22 protein-coding genes are annotated in these 20,755 nt (G+C 43.0%); 9 read left to right on the top strand and 13 right to left on the bottom strand.

Features of this window, described 5'->3' with window-relative positions:
* Positions 1-789, top strand: a 789-nt coding sequence (locus B3O12_RS16345; RefSeq protein WP_286757090.1) for a WD40/YVTN/BNR-like repeat-containing protein, incomplete at its 5' end; no start/stop codon positions are given.
* A 102-nt stretch (positions 790-891) separates the two neighbouring features.
* On the opposite strand, the gene arfB is transcribed toward B3O12_RS16345, so the two are convergent.
* From arfB to B3O12_RS16330, 3 genes are all read right to left on the bottom strand, one after another.
* Entirely contained in the window at positions 892-1,338 is a 447-nt protein-coding gene (arfB, locus tag B3O12_RS16340; RefSeq protein ID WP_286757089.1) for an alternative ribosome rescue aminoacyl-tRNA hydrolase ArfB, read from the bottom strand.
* 20 nt (positions 1,339-1,358) lie between these two features.
* The gene (locus B3O12_RS16335) at positions 1,359-1,796 is read right to left on the bottom strand and encodes a hypothetical protein (RefSeq protein WP_286757088.1); all 438 of its coding nucleotides are present in this window, start codon (positions 1,794-1,796) and stop codon (positions 1,359-1,361) included.
* Between the two features lie 141 nt (positions 1,797-1,937).
* Entirely contained in the window at positions 1,938-2,546 is a 609-nt protein-coding gene (locus tag B3O12_RS16330) for a 2'-5' RNA ligase family protein (RefSeq protein ID WP_189631198.1), read from the bottom strand.
* A 133-nt stretch (positions 2,547-2,679) separates the two neighbouring features.
* On the opposite strand from B3O12_RS16330, the gene B3O12_RS16325 reads away from it, so the two are divergent.
* Positions 2,680-3,270 (top strand): YdeI/OmpD-associated family protein, encoded by a 591-nt coding sequence (locus B3O12_RS16325; RefSeq protein WP_286747045.1) that lies wholly within the window; start codon positions 2,680-2,682, stop codon positions 3,268-3,270.
* Positions 3,271-3,276: 6 nt separating this feature from the next.
* Here the strand turns inward: B3O12_RS16325 and B3O12_RS16320 are convergent, their stop codons facing one another.
* The gene (locus B3O12_RS16320; RefSeq protein ID WP_286757087.1) at positions 3,277-4,329 is read right to left on the bottom strand and encodes an oxygenase MpaB family protein; all 1,053 of its coding nucleotides are present in this window, start codon (positions 4,327-4,329) and stop codon (positions 3,277-3,279) included.
* A 2-nt stretch (positions 4,330-4,331) separates the two neighbouring features.
* Between B3O12_RS16320 and B3O12_RS16315 the strand changes: the two genes are divergently transcribed.
* The 4 genes from B3O12_RS16315 to tyrS all read left to right on the top strand — a co-directional run bounded on the left by B3O12_RS16315 (position 4,332) and on the right by tyrS (position 8,477).
* Positions 4,332-5,306 (top strand): TolB family protein, encoded by a 975-nt coding sequence (locus B3O12_RS16315; protein ID WP_286757086.1) that lies wholly within the window; start codon positions 4,332-4,334, stop codon positions 5,304-5,306.
* A 138-nt stretch (positions 5,307-5,444) separates the two neighbouring features.
* Positions 5,445-6,500 carry a ParM/StbA family protein gene (locus B3O12_RS16310; protein ID WP_189631194.1) on the top strand — a complete coding sequence of 352 codons (1,056 nt, stop codon included), beginning with the start codon at positions 5,445-5,447 and terminating at the stop codon, positions 6,498-6,500.
* Positions 6,500-6,976 carry a bactofilin family protein gene (locus B3O12_RS16305; protein WP_189631193.1) on the top strand — a complete coding sequence of 159 codons (477 nt, stop codon included), beginning with the start codon at positions 6,500-6,502 and terminating at the stop codon, positions 6,974-6,976. Before B3O12_RS16310 ends, B3O12_RS16305 begins: the two co-directional genes overlap by 1 nt.
* A 214-nt stretch (positions 6,977-7,190) precedes the next feature.
* Complete coding sequence (gene tyrS / locus B3O12_RS16300) at positions 7,191-8,477, top strand: tyrosine--tRNA ligase (protein ID WP_189631192.1); 1,287 nt, start codon at positions 7,191-7,193, stop codon at positions 8,475-8,477.
* A 108-nt stretch (positions 8,478-8,585) separates the two neighbouring features.
* Here the strand turns inward: tyrS and B3O12_RS16295 are convergent, their stop codons facing one another.
* From B3O12_RS16295 to B3O12_RS16270, 6 genes are all read right to left on the bottom strand, one after another.
* Positions 8,586-9,437: a DUF4249 domain-containing protein gene (locus B3O12_RS16295; protein WP_286757084.1), complete on the bottom strand. Its 852-nt coding sequence runs from the start codon at positions 9,435-9,437 to the stop codon at positions 8,586-8,588.
* Positions 9,438-9,439: 2 nt separating this feature from the next.
* The gene (locus tag B3O12_RS16290; protein WP_286742941.1) at positions 9,440-11,791 is read right to left on the bottom strand and encodes a TonB-dependent receptor; all 2,352 of its coding nucleotides are present in this window, start codon (positions 11,789-11,791) and stop codon (positions 9,440-9,442) included.
* A gap of 244 nt (positions 11,792-12,035) precedes the next feature.
* Positions 12,036-12,833, bottom strand: a complete 798-nt coding sequence (locus B3O12_RS16285; protein ID WP_286742942.1) for a patatin-like phospholipase family protein — start codon at positions 12,831-12,833, stop codon at positions 12,036-12,038.
* 3 nt (positions 12,834-12,836) lie between these two features.
* On the bottom strand, positions 12,837-13,685 hold the full coding sequence (locus tag B3O12_RS16280; protein WP_286757083.1) for an MBL fold metallo-hydrolase: 849 nt from the start codon (positions 13,683-13,685) through the stop codon (positions 12,837-12,839).
* Positions 13,682-14,356, bottom strand: coding sequence for a DUF6090 family protein (locus tag B3O12_RS16275; protein WP_189631188.1), 675 nt, complete (start codon positions 14,354-14,356; stop codon positions 13,682-13,684). Before B3O12_RS16275 ends, B3O12_RS16280 begins: the two co-directional genes overlap by 4 nt.
* Before the next feature lie 218 nt (positions 14,357-14,574).
* Positions 14,575-15,522: an acetyl-CoA carboxylase carboxyltransferase subunit alpha gene (locus tag B3O12_RS16270; protein ID WP_189631187.1), complete on the bottom strand. Its 948-nt coding sequence runs from the start codon at positions 15,520-15,522 to the stop codon at positions 14,575-14,577.
* A 126-nt stretch (positions 15,523-15,648) separates the two neighbouring features.
* Here B3O12_RS16270 and B3O12_RS16265 point away from each other — a divergent pair, with 126 nt between their 5' ends.
* The 3 genes from B3O12_RS16265 to B3O12_RS16255 all read left to right on the top strand — a co-directional run bounded on the left by B3O12_RS16265 (position 15,649) and on the right by B3O12_RS16255 (position 17,588).
* On the top strand, positions 15,649-16,722 hold the full coding sequence (locus tag B3O12_RS16265) for an AI-2E family transporter (protein ID WP_189631186.1): 1,074 nt from the start codon (positions 15,649-15,651) through the stop codon (positions 16,720-16,722).
* A 394-nt stretch (positions 16,723-17,116) separates the two neighbouring features.
* The gene (locus B3O12_RS16260) at positions 17,117-17,368 is read left to right on the top strand and encodes a PLD nuclease N-terminal domain-containing protein (RefSeq protein WP_189631185.1); all 252 of its coding nucleotides are present in this window, start codon (positions 17,117-17,119) and stop codon (positions 17,366-17,368) included.
* Positions 17,369-17,393: 25 nt separating this feature from the next.
* Positions 17,394-17,588, top strand: coding sequence for a PLDc N-terminal domain-containing protein (locus tag B3O12_RS16255; RefSeq protein ID WP_229838725.1), 195 nt, complete (start codon positions 17,394-17,396; stop codon positions 17,586-17,588).
* Between the two features lie 252 nt (positions 17,589-17,840).
* On the opposite strand, the gene B3O12_RS16250 is transcribed toward B3O12_RS16255, so the two are convergent.
* The 3 genes from B3O12_RS16250 to B3O12_RS16240 form a co-directional block, all read right to left on the bottom strand.
* Complete coding sequence (locus B3O12_RS16250; protein WP_286757082.1) at positions 17,841-19,169, bottom strand: serine hydrolase domain-containing protein; 1,329 nt, start codon at positions 19,167-19,169, stop codon at positions 17,841-17,843.
* 144 nt (positions 19,170-19,313) lie between these two features.
* On the bottom strand, positions 19,314-20,084 hold the full coding sequence (locus tag B3O12_RS16245) for a helix-turn-helix transcriptional regulator (protein WP_286757081.1): 771 nt from the start codon (positions 20,082-20,084) through the stop codon (positions 19,314-19,316).
* 146 nt (positions 20,085-20,230) lie between these two features.
* On the bottom strand, positions 20,231-20,755 hold a 525-nt coding region (locus tag B3O12_RS16240; RefSeq protein ID WP_286757080.1), incomplete at its 5' end, for a glycosyl hydrolase family 65 protein.

Genomic DNA, 20,755 nt, shown 5'->3' with positions numbered 1-20,755 from the left:
TCCACTTACATTAACAGTGCTCTGAAACTCTATATAGGCACCGAACCGGCTGCCCTTTTTGTAAGCGATAACTACGGCCAAAGCTTTCAAGAAATAACCGGACTTTCTCAGCACCCAAGCAGACCAGAATGGCAAGGTGGTGGTAAAGGAAGCAAAAACCCATTTCTCCATTCCATTGTTTTTCATCCCCACAAACCCGAAGAACTACTCGTGGGCATTAGTTGTGCGGGTGTGTTCAAAAGCTCTGATGAAGGCCACACCTGGTACCCCGCCAACAAAGGTCTTAAAGCCTTTTACCTTCCCGATAATTCAGCACCTATTGGCCACGACCCCCATGCCATATTAAGGCACCCTCAAAATCCCGAAGTGCTTTGGCAGCAAAACCATTGTGGCGTATTCAGGTCAACCGACAATGGAGATAACTGGCAAGATGTTTCAGACCAAAATGGCATGGCCAGCTATGGTTTTGCTTTAGCTATAGATGAAACAGATATAAACAAAGCCTGGGTAATTCCCGCTCAATCCGATGACCTCCGCTATCCACACGACTGCAAACTGGCGGTTTATCATACCCAAGATGCCGGCAAATCCTGGCAGAGCACTTCAAACGGACTCCCTCAGCACACCTCGTTCGATTTGGTGCTACGCGCTGCTTTTGCAAAGAAGGGCAATTACATGGCCTTTGGAACCAATAATGGAAACTTATATATATCCGTAAATCAGGGAAATGACTGGTTAACCATAAACCAAAACCTAAGCACCATCAGAAGCATTAGTCTTGTCGGCTAATTGAGCAGTTTTGTTCTTCTAACTGAGTTGGTCCCAAAACAGAACAAGCAAACTCAGCTGCCGAACGCTTAAAACTTCGCACTTTCTGGCGTTATTTAGAGCTTAAAATTCGGGAGGTTTCCTCATCGATTTCTTTTGTGCATGTTTCTTTTTGGAGTCTAGCCGCTCTTTGATAGCAGCTTTCGATGGTTTCGATTTCTTTCGTGGCTTGGGCAGTGTAAAAGCCTTCTCCAAAGCAGACCTGAAGGCGGCAATCACCCATTCTTTATTCTTATGCTGACTTCTAAATTTTTCTGAGCTGATAAGGTAATAGCCTTCATTGCTTAGCTTACCTGACCACTTCTTTATCAAATGCTCCTTCTCCTCTTCCGAGAGACATTCTGAGTTCTGTACATGAAAACGAAGAGTAACACGGGTTTCCAGTTTGTTTACATTCTGACCTCCGGGACCACTGCTTCTGGATGTTTGAAACTCCAGTTCCTGATCATAAGTTCTGGACGCTATTTCCTTTGCATTGTACACCCTCCAAATATTGAATATTTCACCCAATATTCATGAGATTGATTCATTTAAAACAAACTGGTTTGCCAACCGGCATTTACTTTAAGAGAGCTGCTTACCCTCTCTCTATTTCTGAGGTCTAGTCTGGTACGCTTCACAGGCCTCATTACCGGCCTCTCTTCACCCCTATAGTTCAACACCATTTCGTTTTCCTGATCGAGCAGTTGAGCAAACTCAAAAATAGCCTCCGACCGCTCAGGGTACATTTCAATCTTTTCGCGAATAGTTCTAATAGTCTCCAGAAGACTGTCTTTTTCTACTCCATGCCTATCATTGGCACATGGCTCTGCCTGCTGTGTGATATTAGGAATGCCAAGAGCCACCTTATTTACCTCATGCAAAAGTCCTCTTAGTTTGCCGTTGGCGGTATTGTTCTCTAATTCTGAAGCTTTAGAAACCAGCTTAATACTTTGCTCCAATAGCTTTAGATTTACGTTGCTCTTCATAGCTTTCCATTTTTAATCCATTAATCTTTTATGTTGTGTATGTTTTTGGCCATCGCCAAAGAGGCGGTTCGAAGGTTGATGTAGACACCGTCTGCGTCTTAACTTTTTCACCTAAACACCACCAACCTTCCTGTCTATCTCTTAACAAAAACCTATCATTTCATTTTCGGATCGTGCAAAAGGCAGAGCCGCCAGATTTTCCCATACCGTATACGGAGCCTGCCTTTTGAGTAGGTGTAGCCGCATTAACCGAAAATTGTTGGAGTAAGCTTTGGACTGATAATCTTCTACAGCATGCAAAAACTGAAGCGGGCTCAAATCTTGCCCTATATGCATTTTGGGTACAAAATGCTTATTGAGAAACGCCAGTGACACCAATTGCCTGAACAAACTCAAGCGCAATTGATGATAGACATCGGCTACGGATTGTTTATTGACCACATCGATGTAAACCGACCGACTGACCGAGTCAAACTCAAAGCCACTCAAAAACACCTCAAAAGCTTTGATCTCTCTAAGCACATTTTGTACACACTCAATGACCCGGGGCTCTCGCTCCTCAGTCTGAAAAAACGACATCAGCCGAATGTGTGCACAGGAGTTTTGCCCACAGAAAGAACCGTATCGTTTAAAGAAATCGCGCTTAAACTCTTTAACCTCACCATTAATCTCAGCATAGGGTAAGGCAATGATCAAGTACTCGTTGAGTGCACTGTTACTAAAAAGCATGGGATCTCTGTCGTTTTGCATGTTCAAATATACTAAATATTTTAGCTTATCAAACTACATAAATTAGTTTGTGCTAAAATTTTTAACACACATCTGAGACTTGCATTTTGACGGGGTATTGCGCAATTTCACAGGATAAGACAGGAAAATGAAAATGCAAAAGACGGTTAGCGACTACATTATTAAGCATTCGGAGTGGCAGAAAGAACTCATTCTTCTAAAAGATTTAGTATTAAGTCAACCGCTAGAAGAGACCATTAAGTGGGGCGCCCCTGTGTACACTTTCAAAGGAAAAAACATTGTGGGCTTAGGAGCATTTAAGTCTTATGTAGGACTCTGGTTTTTTCAGGGTGCTTTGCTCAAAGACAAAGAACAAAAACTGGTGAACGCCCAGGAAGGTAAAACTCAGGCCATGCGCCAATGGAGGTTCAATAGTCTTTCTGAAATTGAAGCCAACTCCAGCCTAATTACAGATTATGTAAAAGAAGCTGTGGCCAATCAAAAAGCCGGAAAAGAAATTAAACCGAAAGCAGGTAAGCCGCTGGAGATTCCTTTAGAGCTGCAAGAGGTGTTTCATAAGGATACTGAGCTAAAGGAAGCCTTTGAGGCTTTGAACCTTACCCGAAAGCGCGACTTTGCGGAATATATTACTCTGGCCAAACGTGCAGAAACCAAGCAGTCCAGACTAGAGAAAATAATACCTATGATTCGGCAGGGCATTGGATTGAACGACAAATACAAATAGCAACAATTAGGGCTTTAACAGGGCCGATGCTTTCCTAAATTGCTTTAAAGCTAAAGCATAAGAGTCTGATCGTCTGTTCAAGGCGGCCTGAAGTTGAAAAAACCAACGATATGGCTGAAAAGTAGCTATATCTAAACGACTGGTGCTTACTCCAACCAAACGAGCAACTTCCGGCCCCAGTAAAAAGGCAACAAAGGCTTGAGACTTGCCCTTTATAGGTGAATTATAAGTAGCCTGTTCAAAGTACTTCAACAAAGAAGAGGTTAGCTGCTGCCCGGCACTACTGGCCCTAAACTGACGCTCCCGAATGTTCCTTTCCAGCAAATAGGCTTCTTTATTGCTCTTGGGTAGCAATTCTTCATGAAGCCCCAGCAAGCGGCCAATACAATTCCAATAAACAATATATTCCAGTGCTGCTTTGGAACTCGGCTTCTTAGCCAGTTTCTTTAATCCTCGAATAACTATAAGGGAAAAAGCCAGATTAGTACCAGCCATATCTTCCTGATTTATGGGCTCACCCCAGTCTTTCACAGACCAACTTCCTGAGCGTTTTGCATACCATCTGGCCGTTGCATGCATTAACCTAACTTTTAATAGTTGGGGCAGGGCTTTTCCTTTTGGACCAAAAGCACCTTTGACCGACACATCAAAAACAAACTCTGCGGTTTCGAACAAACGTCTCTCCGGCTCTTCCACAATTCGTTTAGACCTAACCAGCACCTCTGCTCCATTTGCCGCAGCATAGCAATAGGGCAAAGACAGCAGGCCTAACAACAGCATAATATCTGAAGCATGAGCATTAAAAAAAGCCTGCCCCTGTTGTAATAAGGAGACAGAAAAGCCTTTTGCCTCTTGTTGCATTTGTTCGTACAGATGCTGTAAAGAAGGCAATGCTTCAGGAGCCAGGTTACTCCCGTTATCTTCCAAACCATTAATTATAGACCAAAGGGCTTGCTTTTGGTCCGGGAAGTACGCTTCAATTACCGCATCGGCAGGATCATCGGCCACCAAACGATACTCCTCCAGCCTGGCTTTTGAAATATGCTCATACTTACCCATAAATGAACAAACTTGATGTAACGGTAAAGGTTTGGCTTTCTGCCCGTTTCAATTCAAACCATATTTCGTTAATTTCCGATCCCACTTTAACCACTATTTATATGAAAAAGCTAATGGGCACACTGGTGCTAATGCTCTTGGTTACCGGTGCCATAAGCCAAACAGCCCCTCCCAGCACCGACATTCACGTGTATGAAATCAAAGAGAAAAAGGGCAAAATAACTCTTGGCAAAGGCCGAAACATTACCAACAGAAACGGTTATGACAACCAGCCGGCCTTCTTCAATAACGATTACATTCTCTATTCAGCCCATCAGGAAGATGGTCAGAACGACATCATGATTTATGACCTTTATGAAAACAAAAGCACCAACCTTACCCACTCGGCCGACAGTGAATATTCGCCCTATCCTATTCCGGGTTACCAGTCGTTTGCTGTAGTACGGGTTGAAGAAGACAATAGCCAACGATTGTGGCTCTACCAAATGGATGGAAAAACCGAACCGCAGCTTTTATTCGAAAAAATTCAACCGGTCGGCTATTTTGCATACCACGAAGGCGATGTACTCATGTTTGTGTTAGGGCAGCCGGTCACCTTGGTATTAGCCAACACTTCGGTAGTTGACGATGACATTATAACCAGCAACGTTGGCCGTACCATAAGGCATATTCCGGGTACTAATGAGTTTACCTTTGAAAGAAGAGAAGAAAACGGGTCTACTATTATTTACCGCTTAGAGCGTAGTAAAAACGAGTTTTTTAAGGTAATTGAAAAGCCTGCCAATGCCTCTGACTGGACCATTACCGGACAGGGAACCTACATTACCAGTGTGGGCACTAAGCTTCTGGCTTTCAATCCAAAGCACCACTCCAACTGGCAGGAAGTAGCCGACCTGGGTGCAATGGCCTCTAAAGGAATTACGCGTATGGCTGTTAGCCAGGAGAATGATAAGCTCGCCATTGTCATTAACAACTAACATTATTTCGCTTTTTTGTCTCAAAAGTATTTCACAAATTCAGGCTGTTTTTTGGATCAAATCACGCGTTAAACACGATTTAATCGTATTATTGTTTTTCATTTGAATTCGACAATCTAACCACTTCAATAAGTAGCTATGTTCAAAACTTACACTTTCCCTAGTGTTATAGAAGGAAACAACACCGACCTAAGAAATGTATCTCCTGACCTGATTAACGGGCTAAAAATATTTCACAACAACGATGGTTACGTAATTGGTAACCTTGCCCTCACCGAGGGTGTGTCTCCACACAGAAACATTAATAGTGCCCCCGATGAGTTGGATTATAACCTACTACTCAAGTCAGGTTTATTAATTGCCAATCAAAAGTTGGGCAATCCGCTTACAGTAACCACAGGATTTCCTTTCTCTACTTTTCAGCTATACAAAGAGCAAGCAACGCAGCAAATCAACGCCAATCATGTGATTGAATACGATGCAGCTACTTACGGTGGAGGCTCAAAGAAAAATGTGCAGGTAGAAATTGATCATGTACAGGTAATTCCTGAAGTTATTGGCTGCGCCATTGCTCTTAGAAAGGGAAATCAGAAAGTAGACGGCAATTTCTTTGTGATGTCTCTGGGATATGGTACTCTGGAAGGATTGTTGAGCACTGAAGGCGGTATAGTACAGAGAACATCGCTTTCTACTTACGGTTTGCGATATGCTGTAAACCTGTTAGAAAAAGAGCTGGCTAAAACCTACTACCTGGAGTTGAAAACAGAACATCAAATTGATGTAGCCTTTCAAAAAGGTGTGATATTCCTGAATAGAAAGCGTATCGACATAAAGTCTATCAGAGACAAAGTAATTAGACAATACTACGAAGACGTTGTGTCTCCGGCCATGCGCAAGGCCTTTAACGACAACGACTTTACCGTTTCGCACCGCATGTTCCTTGCCGGAGGCGGAGCACTCTACCCTCAGTTGGTTGAATGTTTCAAAGAAGAGTTTCAAGATATTCTGGATCTGGAAGTGGCTTTTGAACCGCAAACACTTGCCAGCCGTGGCTATTGCATAAATTCTGCTCAGTTGAACGGAGGGGTGAAAGGAAATGCAGTGGGTCTGGACATAGGAAATGCCACCACTATCATTTCTGTGTATGATGAAAATAACTTGAGTACAGAATCTTCAATACCCGCTGAATACTAATGAGTAGAAAAGCCGAAGCAACAAACAATCCATCTACCTTAATTACTCAGATTCGTGAAGGCTCCGTAATATCGGGCAACATGAAATCCGAACACAGCATTAGGGTCGATGGTTTTGTTACTGGCGATCTGATTTCGGGAGAAAAAATCATTGTTGGATCGCATGGCGAGATTGGAGGCAATTTGAGTGGTTCGGACATTACCATAGAAGGCTATGTAAATGGCGATGTGCTCTCCAATGGGCACTTACACCTGGCTCAAAACGCCAGAATCTACGGTAAGATATATGCCAAGAAGATTTCGGTTGAAAACGGTGCCGAGATGAACGGCAAAGTGACAGTGGGTGAACAGGTGGAAATGCCTGAGCTAAGCTCCAGCTCCCCTTCCCGATCGTCTAAAGATATCAACATCAACCGTAACAGAAGCTCGTCAATGCCCAACGAGCAAAAAGACAACTACGGCACAGTGGCCTGGTAACTGCCAGGCCCATTGGCCTCTCTACTCCCCTCACACCCTTCTTCAAGAGACGGTTGCCATACTATTACCGTTTACCTCAATCTGCGCATAGCCGGCTCAGCAAAGGGCAAAAATAGATACTCTGTTTACAGCCGGTGATTTTATATATACTTTGTTTTTAGCTTTCAAGCTCCCCCTTCAAATTCTATATTTGCGCTCCGAAAAAAGCTACAGCATGAGCAACAATCTGATAGAAGAATTACAATGGAGAGGCATGATTCACGACATTATGCCCGGCACAGAGGAACAACTGAGTAAAGAAATGACTACCGGATATGTGGGTTTCGATCCTACAGCCGATTCATTGCACATTGGTAATTTGGTTCCGGTGATGTTGCTCGTTCATTTACAAAGAGCGGGACACAAGCCCATAGCTCTTGTGGGGGGGGCTACCGGACTTGTGGGAGACCCTTCTGGCAAATCGGCCGAAAGACCACTGCTCGATACCGATGCACTAAACCACAATCTGGAATCGCAGAAAAAACAGCTTCAAAAGTTCCTGAACTTTGACTGTGGCGAAAACTCGGCTGAAATAGTCAATAATTACGATTGGTTTAAAAATTTTGGCTTTCTGGAGTTTATCCGCGACATCGGAAAACACATTACCGTAAACTACATGATGGCCAAAGACTCTGTAAAAAACCGCCTGGAAGGTGGCATGTCATTTACAGAGTTTAGCTACCAACTGGTGCAGGGCTATGACTTCTTGCACCTATACCAAAACCTGAACTGCAAGCTACAAATGGGTGGCTCTGACCAATGGGGCAATATTGTTACCGGTACTGAGCTCATTCGCAGAAAGGTGCAGGGAGAAGCTTTTGCCATTACGGTTCCCCTGGTAAAAAAGGCCGATGGCACTAAATTCGGAAAGTCTGAGGGCGGAAATGTATGGCTCGATCCGGAGAAAACCTCACCGTATAAGTTCTACCAGTATTGGCTCAATACTTCTGACGAAGATGCGGCCAACTTTATAAAGGTCTTTACGCTACTACCTAAAGAAGAAATTGAAGCCCTGGAGAAGGAACATGCCGAAGCCCCTCATAGGAGAACACTCCAGAAGGCGTTAGCCGAAGATGTGACCCGTAGAGTGCATTCCGAAGAAGATCTTCAGACGGCCATTAAGGCCTCCAATATCCTTTTTGGAAAGTCTACCACCGAAGACCTGGCTTCTTTGAACGAGAGCACTCTCCTATCCGTTTTTGAGGGTGTGCCTCAGGTGGAAGTATCCAAGGCAGAAATAGAAGCCACTGAAAACTATATAGACCTGCTCAGCACTGTTACCCGGGACCAAATATTTGCTTCGAAGGGAGAGGCCCGCAGAATGCTGCAAGGCGGAGGAGTATCTATCAATAAGAATAAAATTGAAGATATGAACGCCAGGCCTCAGTTTGACTTACTGCAGAACAAATACTTCCTGGTTCAGAAGGGTAAGAAAAATTACTATTTGGTGGTAGTAGCCTAGCAAACCCCCAACGCAAAGAGGTTGTCTCCGGCTCTGCTTCTTTCTCTGCTATAAACACAGAAAGAGTAGCCAACGAGACAACCTCTTGTTGTTTAAACCCACAAAATTTTAATCACCGGGAGGAGTGACCACCATTTCTTCAAAATCCATGGCACTTACCTGAAAATAGCCCAGGGCTCCATTGCTAAGATTATTGCGTGGGTTGGCCGGAGGAGGGCTAAACATGCCACCATCATTATTGAGAAGGTTAGAGAGATCTGAATAGAAAATAAATGCCTTACGCGTAAGGCTAAACATTTCTACCCTCACCACATCGCCTTCGCTGTAATAGCCTGCAATTTCTACATCATCGATAGTTTCTCCCAACACTTCATCGTCAGAGAAGTAAATGTCTGTGGGCCAGTCTATCAAAATGGAATCGTTTCTATAGAATTTAAACAGGTAGTGGTCTACCCTATCTTGTGGTTCTTTCGCGTAGAAAAGTACCGAGTAAATTCTTCCCGGAACCTCGGGGTCTTCCAACTCTTCATCATCCACTTTTACCTTTAATGAATCTATGGTAGTAACAGGGAGCAATTCTTCGGTGGCCGTATATACTTCTCCGTCTACCGATACATTGAGCGTGTAGCTCAAACCAACCTCGCCTGTAAAATTGGCATTTGGCCAGTAATAGCCATTTTTCTCAGGGTCGGCCGTAGGATTATGAACAAACACAATGGTTTCACCCAAAGAGGTAGTCACACGCACATCGGCATTGGTAATTCGCGGGGTTGCACCGATTTCATAAAAGCCCCTGCTTCTGGAAAGTTTTACATAACTGCGCCCCTCGTGGTTCGTCACCAGGGCTTCAATAACCACTTTACTTTCTGTTTGAAGTGAGTCTATAGGAATGGTTTCTTCACAGCTCCAGGTCAACACTAGAAAAAGAAACAGACCGATATATAATTTTAAAGATTTCATACTTAAAAGGTAATGTTGTAGGTGATTGAAGGGAGTACAGGGAACAAGTAAATCAGGCGAGCCTCTTTCTGAGTGCCATCCCCAGTTATATTTCCGTCATCGTCCATGGTAACCCGAGTATAGACAGAAAATGGATTTTTGCGGCTATACACATTGTAAAGAGAGAACACCCAGGAAGTTTCATACTTCTTTCCGGCATTCTTGCGTGGTGTTAGCGTAGCACTCAAATCCATTCGATGAAAATCGCTTAGCCTGTAACCATTCCTTTCGGTAATAATATCAGGCAGATAGCCATCGCCATACTCATAAGACCCTGCCGGTAGGGTTATGGGCCTGCCCGTACCGTATGTAAAGTTTCCTCCAAAGGTCCATTTGTCGTTGTAGTCGTAAGTAGCCACTACATTGAGGCTATTGCGTCTGTCATGATTGGCAAAAAACTCGTTGCCATGATTTACTCCGGGCACCTGGCGTGTAGCCTTCGACCATGTGTAAGAGATAAAACCGCTAAGGTCGCCTTTCCTCTTCTGCAACATTAGCTCCAGTCCGTAAGCTTCTGAAGCACCTTGCCTAAATTCAGTGGCCAGGTCCTGATTAAAGAAAATCCGCGCATTATCGGCAAAATCGGTTACATTCTGTATGTCTTTGTAATAGGCCTCAACCGAAAACTCATAGCGGTTATTATTGAGGTTTTTGAAATAGCCTACAGCCAACTGATCGGCCTTTTGAGGAAGCAGGTAAGTTGAGCTTGGTGCCCATGTATTGAACGGAAGAGGCACCGTGCCACTACTTATGAGGTGCGTATTCTGCACCATTCTATTGTAGCTTGCTTTTATACTGGTTGACTCATTGACGATATATCGTGCCGAAAATCGCGGTTCCAGATTAATGTAAGTTTTAATATTCTCAAAGTCACCATAGTAAGTAGAGTCGGTTCTCACAGGTTGAACGTTATTGTTTACATCTTCATACTCATATACCATTTGCTCTCCTATGTTCTGGAAAATAGAAAGCCTGGCTCCATACTGAAAAGTGAGCTTGTCAGAAACCTGATGCTCCAACCCGGCATAAAAGGCGTGGTCTAACGCATACTCTTTCTGTAGTGCTGTAGACTTAAAAATGGATCCCTCGCCCGGCTCTATAATTCCCGGGTTAAACTGGCGATAGGTCAAATGATAGCCAAAATCCAGACTCAATCTGGGGTTGAAGAAGTAGTTCTGATCTTGTTTAAAGCTATATTCTGTAAGGTCTGAATCCCACTGAAAACCATCGCTTTGTGTAGATGACCCAAGGCCATAGTCGAACTTGCTTGCTATGAGCGATGTGTTGGAAAATAGCTTATCGTTATACAGGTGATTCCAACGAAATGTGGCTGTTTTATTCCCCCAGTCAAAGCCAAACTCTCCATCAAAATTAAAGTCGTCACGGCCGGCATAAAGTGCCAGAAAGAAACGGTTCTTATTGTTTGCCCGCCAGTTGACTTTGGCATTTACATCATAGAAATACACCAGGTTATCCTGATCGGCCAGTTTTAGAAACATATCTACATAAGACCGCCTGGCCGAAACAATAAATGAGCTTTTGTCTTTTTTAATAGGTCCTTCTAACATAAGACTACTAGCCAGCAGGCCAATACCAGCCTCTCCTCCAAACTTCTTATTGTTTCCGTCTTTGGTGCGTACTTCCAAAATGGAAGAAAGTCTACCGCCAAACCGTGCCGGAATTCCTCCCTTATATAATTCAGAGTCTTTTATAACATCGGCATTAAACACTGAGAAAAGGCCAAACAAGTGAGAGGGATCGTAAACAGGAGCTTCATCAATAAGAATCAGATTCTGATCGGCACTCCCTCCACGCACAAAAAAACTGGAGGTGCCTTCTCCTGCAGAAATAACTCCCGGAAGCATTTGTATGGTTTTAATAATGTCGGGTTCGCCAAAGAGAGCCGGCAACTTTTTCACCTGAGCAAGATTAAGTTCATTCTTGCTCATCTGAATTTTCACTACGTGCTCATCTTCGCGCTCTCCGGTCACTACTACTTCGCTCAGGTTAAGCACTTCTTCCTGCAACTCAATATTCATAGACTTATCGGCATTGAGTTCAATGATCCGTTCTACGGTTTTCATGCCTATGAAAGTGAAGCTTACATGATAAGTACCTTTGGGAAGGGTGAGAGAGTAAAACCCATAGGCATTGGAAATAACTCCGGCCTGGGTTTCTTTCACATACACGGTAACGCCAATAAGCTCCTCGCCATTGGCCGCGTCTCTAATGTACCCGTTTAGGGTAAACTTTTCCTGGGCCTGTGCCATATTGACCAACAGGCACACCCAGGCAACGATAAAAAATACTCGCATTGCTGTTCTTAGATTGAGTTTTTGATGTTTGATTGTTTTGTTTATTGTCTTAGACGAGCCGCAAGTCAAACACACGTACGACTCTATGAATTTCTTTTTTGTAGTCGTATCAAACCCACAAAAGGTTTACCAGTATTGGTTGTTTTTGCTAAAAAAAATTGGATTCCTGCTAAAACGGCAAAAGAATGTAAAGTGTCCATTACCTTCTTGAACAGGTGAATGGTGATTTATACCCGGGAAAAGATTAGGCCGACTTCGACTCGGCTATGCTCAGAAGTTTTTGAAGTTTTTCACTCTCAGGAGAATCTAAAAGTTGTCGGGCATGCTCATAACCTATATTGAAGAGTTCGCGCGACTTCTTAAAATCGAACGTACCATACTTTCTGAGTTCTTGGGGCATAATGTAAACATCGCAAATCCGGCTACTATACATAACATTGGCGCTTAGGGCTAATACGGTTACTCGTTCAATCATGCGCTTAGGCCCCGATAAATTAGGCTCTTTAACCAGGGGTGCCACATTTACACCAATTATAAAGTCGCAACCTTTCTCTTGCAGTATTTCTGTAGGCATGTTGTTCAATATCCCTCCGTCTACATAGTAATCTTCACCAATTTTTACCGGATCAAAAATGAAGGGAATACAGCATGAAGCCATAATTGCTTGCTTTAGCGACCCTGAATGAAACATTTCAGTCTTCCCTTCATTGAGATTGGTTGCGGCAATGTAAATAGGGATTTGCGAAGCTTCGAAGCTATCTTCCTTCAGGTATTTGCTATATACCGACTCAGTTTTTTGAATATTGAGCAGCCCCGTTACACTAAATGCCGGCCATACCAACTTGAGGATATTGGTGTTTTCAAAAATCTTTAGTGTTTCTTCCGGCTTATAACCATAGCTGTAAAAGGCTGCCGCTACTGACCCCGCACTGGCACCACTAATCATATCTACCTTTATACCCACTTCTTCCAAAGCTTTTAAAACGCCCAGATGAGCAAAACCTCGTGCTCCACCGCCTGACAGTGCCAATCCTACCTTCATGGTTTAAAGTATTTCTTTAAGTGAAAAAGTTTTATCGAGTCTCACTCCTTTTTCTGTATGTTTTACAGTGCAACATTCATTCATAGGGTCATGTTCTAGAAATAATATATAGCCTTGGTCTGCCGCCTCGTTCAAAAATTTCTCTTTTTCATCGAGGGTTAAAAGGGGGCGTGTATCATAACCCATCACATAAGGCAGGGGTATATGCCCAACTGAAGGCAGTAAATCGGCCATAAACACAATGGTGTGATCCTTATATTTTATTTTCGGAATCATCTGTTTATCGGTATGACCATCAACAGTAAGTACCTCAAACTGCTGAAAAGCGGCCCGTCCATTTAGGGGCACAAAGTGCAAGTGACCGCTTTCTTGCATAGGTATAATATTTTCTTTCAGAAAAGAGGCCTTTTCGCGTGCATTGGGTTGTGTAGCCCATTTCCAATGGTCTTGATTGGACCAGTATTTGGCATTAGGAAAATGCAACTCCAATTTTTCTCTGTCATCGCCCACATAATCTACTCCGCCCCCACAATGATCGAAATGCAGATGGGTAAGAAACATGTCTGTGACATCCGATCTGTCGAACCCAGCTTTTTTCAGAGAACCATCTAATGAGGCCTCTCCATGCAGGTAATAATGACTAAAGAAACGGGCATCCTGCTTATTTCCGATTCCATTATCAATAAGTATCAGTTGGTCGCCATCTTCTATAAGTAAGCAGCGCATGGCCCATGTACAGAGGTTTTTCTCATCGGCCGGGTTCGTGCGCGACCATAGGCTTTTGGGCACCACACCAAACATAGCTCCCCCATCTAGTTTAAAAAAACCGGTGTTTATTACGTGTAAATTCATTTGAGTTCAATATTGATGTTAGCGATGAGTGAATCGCATCGTTGTATTACCTGATCGTATATTTTATTTCGTGTCAGCAAAAAATTGTAGTAACTGCCCATTAGGTTAATGGCCTCGTTTTCCAATAGTGGTTTGGTATCTCGAATTCCGTTGGTTCCCTGCTGAAAGGCAATATTTTTTAGCATATATGGATACAGATGATTGTCTACCAGGTTTTTGATGAAATCGTCTATACGATGTAGTTCGGTATACGATACGTTATAATGCGTGGCAAGTTGGTTGCGCAGTTCGAACGATGAAATGATTTGCAGGTCTCCGGAGTTTATAAGCGCACTATAGGTACCTGTATTACCAAAAAAATAAGGAGCAGTATAGGTGCTGGTAATGTGCTTGATCTGAAATTTTTGCAGGGGTTGACGACTGAAAAGAAACTGAAAGGTTTCAGATACATTCTGAATGAGCACCTTGGATGAATCTACTACTCTATTAAGGTTGGCTTTGTCCTGCTTAAGATCGTCTCTCAAAGCTTGTAGATACAGTACTTCCTCTTGCTGCTGTTTTCGGTTTTCGGAATAGTTGTCTAGTGCAAAGGCAATGGAAATACCTGCAATTACAACAATCAAATCTAAAATATAGGGTTTGAGTTTAGATTGAGCTTTTGTTTTTGCCATAGTTCGATTGATGGAATCAGAGGAAAGTTAAGCAATCCCTTCAGCAAAGAAAAAGCAAGTGATAAACTAAACAGGCCGGGTGAAAGTTTGCCGCACGCCACCAAAAAAGTGAGCCTGCCTTAAAAACCTACAACAATTAACCCACCGGAGTCTATTACTGTATTCTTTTCTAAGACAGGCTTACCTGCTAAGTGCCATACGAAAAGGTAGAGTATGTACTACTCCACCACTTCGCCCATGTTGGCAAATTTTTCTATTCTATTGTTGATTCTCTCCTCAGCCGACTGCTTCATGAGCGGCTTAAGTTCTTTGAGAATCCGATTTTTAAGTGTTTCATACATCCAGTCCGGGTCTCTATGAGCTCCACCCAGCGGTTCTTCAATGATGCCATCAATGAGTCCGAAGCCGAGCATGTCAGTAGCGGTTAGCTTCAAAGCTTCTGCTGCTTGCTCCTTGTAGTCCCAGCTTCTCCAAAGAATAGATGAGCAAGACTCAGGAGAAATTACCGAATACCAGGTATTCTCGAGCATAAGCACCTTATCGCCAACGGCTATACCAAGAGCTCCACCAGAGGCTCCTTCACCTATAATTATGCAAATTACAGGCACCTTGAGCATAAACATTTCTTTAATGTTTCTTGCAATAGCCTCTCCCTGACCTCTCTCTTCGGCCTCAAGCCCCGGATAGGCACCGGGAGTATCAATAAGCGTAACTATGGGCTTATTGAACTTTTCGGCCATCTTGAATAGGCGCAAGGCTTTTCTGTAGCCTTCCGGATTAGCCATACCAAAGTTTCTCATTTGGCGCTGCTTGGTGTTACGTCCTTTTTGCTGACCCACCAACATTACCGTCTGGCCGCCAATGGTTCCGAAGCCTCCTACCATGGCTTTGTCGTCTTTCACAGTTCTGTCACCGTGAAGCTCCACAAAGTCATCTGTTATGTTGTAGAAATAATCTAAGGTGTAGGGCCTTTCCGGATGGCGGCTTAGCTGCACGCGTTGCCAACGGGTTAGGTTTTTGTAAGTCTCTTCCTTGAGCCTGAGAATTTTTCGCTCCAATGATTTCACGTCTTCTGTTACATCCACTCGGCTGCTCTCGGCCAGTTGCTTCATCTCGGCCAACTTACCTTCAAGCTCTATTATTGGTTGTTCAAATTCCAAAAGCATGTTTGTTAAATGATCCGACTACAAAGCTAAATATAAAGTGCTTTCGAACTTAATTTTTTAGCATAAATGCTCCACTCCAATATTTTCTTTAATTTATGGCCTTTCAACCATCTCAAACCTTTTTTAATGGACAGCCCTTTCAATGCCGACCTAAGAGTAGTAAAAAATGTTTTGCTCATTTTTGCCGGAATATTGGGGATAGTCATTATCAAAACACTGGCCTCACTGCTCATTCCACTGGCCTTTGCCTTGTTTATTGGCATTCTACTTACTCCTATTATCAGCTTTTTGGAGCGCAAACGCTGGCCATATACGGTGAGCATAACCTTAATTACTATTATTACCCTTGGCTTTATATTTCTAATTGGCCTTATCGTGTATGATACGGGCATGCAGATAGTTGATGAGAAGGATAAACTTCTGGCTCAGATTGAAGTGAAATTCCAGGACATACTGGGTAATTTAGATTTTATTCCGGGAGTTAGCCAACTGGAAACCGGTGGGTTCATCCAGATGCTAAATGAGGCGTTTTCTACTGATTTTCTGTTGAATACATCGGGTGAACTCGCGAGCTCACTGGGCGCTTTCACCTTCAACTTTATACTTTGTGCGATTTACTTGGTAGCTGTGCTTGGCAGTATTGTGCGATACGAAAAATATATTGCCTACCTGGAGGGTGATGATGTGGTGGGGAAAGAAAGGCTTACCCGTTCGTTTGTAGAGGTACGCAACTCTATTGTAAGCTACATGAAGGTAAAGTTCTTTACCAGTTTTTTCACCGGGCTATTCTTTGGGGCTATTTGTTATTTTTTCGGGGTCGATTTTGCCTTGTTTTGGGGCTTTTTGGCCTTTCTTCTGAACTTTATCCCTACTGTTGGTTCAATAACGGCTACTATTCCTCCTGCATTACTGGGCCTTATTCAGATCGACTCTAGCGGCTCTTTCTTGTTTTTTATTGCTCTGCTAATTGCTACTCAGTTTATCTGGGGCAATGTGATTGAACCTTATGTTATGGGGTCTTCTGTAGCCCTAAATACAGTAACGGTAATTCTCGGACTGGTAGTTTGGGGTTATATATGGGGTGTTGCAGGCATGCTTCTTTCAGTGCCGCTAATTGTACTGGCACGCGTTATTTTAGCACAGTACCCCGATGCCGACTTACTGGTAAAACTTATGGGAAGAAGCCAGGTAGAGGAATAGCTGGATAGAACTGCTTTGCTCTATTTTTCAGGATTATTTATGTAGTTCAACACAACTTCCGCCACACGTTGTGTCTTCCCAGCCCCTCGTAAGTCACATACGAGAAGCTACAATAGTGGCAAAGGGCAGCATCATATGCCATTCAAAATCAAGTAACTTACCCTATTTTGTTTTTAGGGTTACTTACCTAAGTCGCAAGAAGTGCATTTCTAAATCTTGCCTCCATTTGTGTCTTTACAAATGGTTCTTAAAAACGCGGTGAGGACACAGCTTGTACCTAGTATACTGGGTCTGACAAAGGTGATCTAAATGAGTAACCCTATTTATTTTTATGAAATAATCGGGCTTAGCTTGGTCACTTTCCGGCTAGCTTCTATATTGAAAGAAAAAACACATGGAATTGCTAGGAATTGGAATGCCCGGTGGGGTAGAAATTTTTGTCATCATCTTCTTATTGGTCGGAATTATACTCCCATTGGCGGCTATTATAGATATTGCCACCAGTCAATTCAAAGATGGAACAACCAAATTAATATGGCTATTGGTAGTTATTTTTGCTCCATTCCTTGGGACGCTTATTTACTTTGCTGTAGGAAAAGGACAGAAAAAACCTAAGCGGACATTTAACCTCAACTCAGAGGATTAACACAGGAAATTAACACCGTATGAGTATGCTCTTTATAATTCTCGTTTTCTACCTTGTTCCCTTCCTTATTGTATTGGTAGCCTTGGTAGATATTTTAAGAAGTGATTTTGAACCAAGTCAGAACAAGCTCATTTGGGTAATAGTAGTAATACTACTCCCCATTCTGGGCTCTATACTCTATTTGATCATAGGAAGGAATCAGCGAAGAATGCCTTATTAACTATACTTCCCAGTCTTTCTCATGAGAACTAATTTTGGTATTTGGCAATACAAATGGTGCAACTATAGCGGCTATAAATAAGGCAATTACTAGAATAATAAACATGGTCTCAGTTCTTTGCTGCGAAGATGCGAATTATCTTAAAAGCTGTAAAGCAAATTGTAGACTTTTATAGGGTTTAAAGCTTCTTTTTATGGCTTAGTATGTTCCCTCCGTCATGTACTGACCAGTGGCCAATGAGCCTGTAATCAGCTAGTTTTGCTGTCGGAATCGTTTCATCATAAACTCTTTTTGTCCCAGCGGTCCAAAACCAATGACCTCGCCTTGCTCATTGAGGTATATTTGCCAGTCTACGGCTTGATCTCTGAAATAGAATGTTGTATCAGAAGAAGGCACGATTTCCATTTTACCGGGGTTTCCATCGGGTTGAATAAATAGCTTACCTCCTTCTGTGGTAATGTGCATGAATCCATTATCTCCATAGTCACCCACATATTTATTAATGAGGTTGGTGCTCAACTTGTGCTCTACCCTTGGTTGGGGTAGTTCGAATAGTCTCTTTTTCCAAATGTTTCGGATGGCCTTATATACCGGAACGGCATACTCAACCGATCGGTCGTGTACCACAATGAGTACGTCATCGGTATCAATATAGCGGCTAAAAATTACGTGTGACTCTACCCCTTGCCCCAAGTGCTGAAACACCCGGTTGCCCGGTTTGTCGCCAACTAAACTACCTCCAAAACCATATCGTCCCTTTTCTCCGCTTGCCAAAACCATGGGAGTATAAGCAAGCTCCTGAATGGCAGCTTCCAAAATTTTCTCCTGAGCCAAAGCACGATCGAACTTGAAAAGGTCTTCTGCAGTAGATACCATATTGCCTTCACCCAACATAAATGCGAACAAATTGTCCAAATGAGCTGCTCCTATTCTCTCCTTATATCCCGGCACATCAGTAACAAAGTGAGTATTCTCCATTCCAGATGGTTCTAGTATGTGCTGCTTCACATAATGGGAGAATTCTTGGCCCGCAACCTTCTCTACTACACCGGGCAACAACAAATAGGCTATTTGGTTGTAGTTTTCATGAGCTCCCGGAGCACCTTGAGGGTCGGGCATGTATTGAGCCACCAGATGAACCATATCATTGACCGTAAGAAAGCGGTCGTGTGGCCATTCCTTAAATATAAGCTCAAAGAAACGCGGCATACCACTGGTATGGTTCAGTATGTGTCTCAGGTTTACACCTTTGTAGGGAATGGAAGGATGATATAGTGCAATCGGATCCAGCAAGCTGAGTTTTCCTTCCGCATTAAGCTGCAAAATGCTGATGGCTGTAATGCCCTTGGCCACCGACTGTATGTGGATGGGAGTGGTAGTAAGATAGGCTTCTCCATGGCGCTGCCGACCATAGGCCTTAGAAAAGATAGTCTTTCCGTTTTCTGCAATTAACACCTGCCCGTGAAACATTTGCTCCGAAGAAAGGAAGGTTAAAACAGAGTCGAGCGTTTTAAGGTTTTGTTGGGCCTGAGCATTGAAGAACAAAGCAGTTGCCAGACTTAAAGTTAAAAGATACTTCATGCGTTTTCCGTTTCCTCAAACCAAGGCAAAGTGACCGAAGATCAAAAACTTTGGGGATAGACAAGGAATAGACATTAATCTCTTAATTGTGGTGAAGGTCACTTTAACCGTTCATAAGAGTCAATAACGGCTGTATACCATACACTAAACCGACATGAGGTAACGAACCAGATCATCGTTTTCCGTTAGCCCCATCTTTTTTCGCATACGATAGCGACCTGTATTGACACTGCCGGCAGAAATGTTAAGGACATTCCCAATCTCTTTAGAACTTAGGTTGAGCCTCAATAAAGCGCTAAGTCGTAATTCATAGGCCGTGAGTGTGGGATGAATAGATAATATTTTATCGAAGAAGCCGCTGTGAATTTGCTCAAAGCTTACGCGGAAATTCTCCCACTCCTGCTCTGAGGCAAAGGCTTCTGCAACAGAGCTAAGTACATCAGCCTTTTCTATCTTTTCTTTCTCAGAAAGTTTTGAGTTGAGTTCATCCAGCTTCTTGTTCTTCTGCTTAATTACATCGAGCAATTCGCTCATCCTTTTTTCCTTAGCGTGTAGCTCCGACTTGATGAGTTCATTTTTTAGCTCAATACTCCTCATTTCGGCCTGCGTACTCCGAACCCTGTACATATACAGCTTCTTTCTGTTTCGCTGACGATTATTTCTGGAATTAATGGCGATAAAAACCAAAATACCCACTGTGGCCAGAAGTGTGATGCCTACATCGCGCATCATAACCCGATTGGTAAGAAACCTTCGCTCTGCCTCTTCCGGGGTTTCTGACCGCCCCTCCTGAATGCGCTGCCAACTTTCTTCATCTACATTGGGAGGCCTTTTACTTGTGCTATCCTTTTCCTGGCCTAAAACGACCAAACACAAGCCCATAAGTACTATGGTAAGAAAAGTTTTCCAACGCATATTCAAACTTATGGAAATTGAAGGAAATAAGGTGATGCCCGGAGGCTATGATGAATAGACATTGGATAGACAGCAAGGCAAAAAAGAAATAGTTAATCAGAAACCAGCAGATAACTACTGATTTCTAATTACCCTATCCCTGATCACTAATTCATAGGCGCATCAATCTTTCCGTTGCCTGCTAATTCATACTTCTTATCGAACAGATAAATCCCCAAATCATCGGCTGACTCATTCATGATGGTCACGTGACCTTTGGTGGCCTTAATGGTGAGGTTTCTCTCTCTAAATTTTATTTTGAAGGAATAACCATCCCAATGATCGGGCAGATATGGGCTGAAGTACAACTCTCCGTTCCTTACCCTCATTCCGGCAAAACCTTTAGCAAAGGCCATCCATGTGCCAGCCATTGAGGTGGTATGGCAGCCATCTTCCGTGTCATTATTATAATCGTCCAAATCGAGACGGGCCGTACGAAGGTACATTTCGTATGCCTTTTCTTTTCGACCAAGTTTCGAGGCCAGAATAGCATGCACACATGGCGAAAGTGACGACTCATGCACCGTCATTGGTTCATAGAAGTCGAAGTTACGCTCAATGGTTTCCAAATCGAACTCATCTTCGAAAAGGTAAATTCCCTGAAGTGTATCGGCTTTTTTTATGAAGCACAA

The sequence above is a fragment of the Roseivirga sp. UBA838 genome (assembly GCF_002296035.1).
Lineage (GTDB): Bacteria > Bacteroidota > Bacteroidia > Cytophagales > Cyclobacteriaceae > Roseivirga > Roseivirga thermotolerans.
Note: the sequence above shows the minus strand (reverse complement) of the source record. Positions and strands in the feature narration are given on the sequence as shown.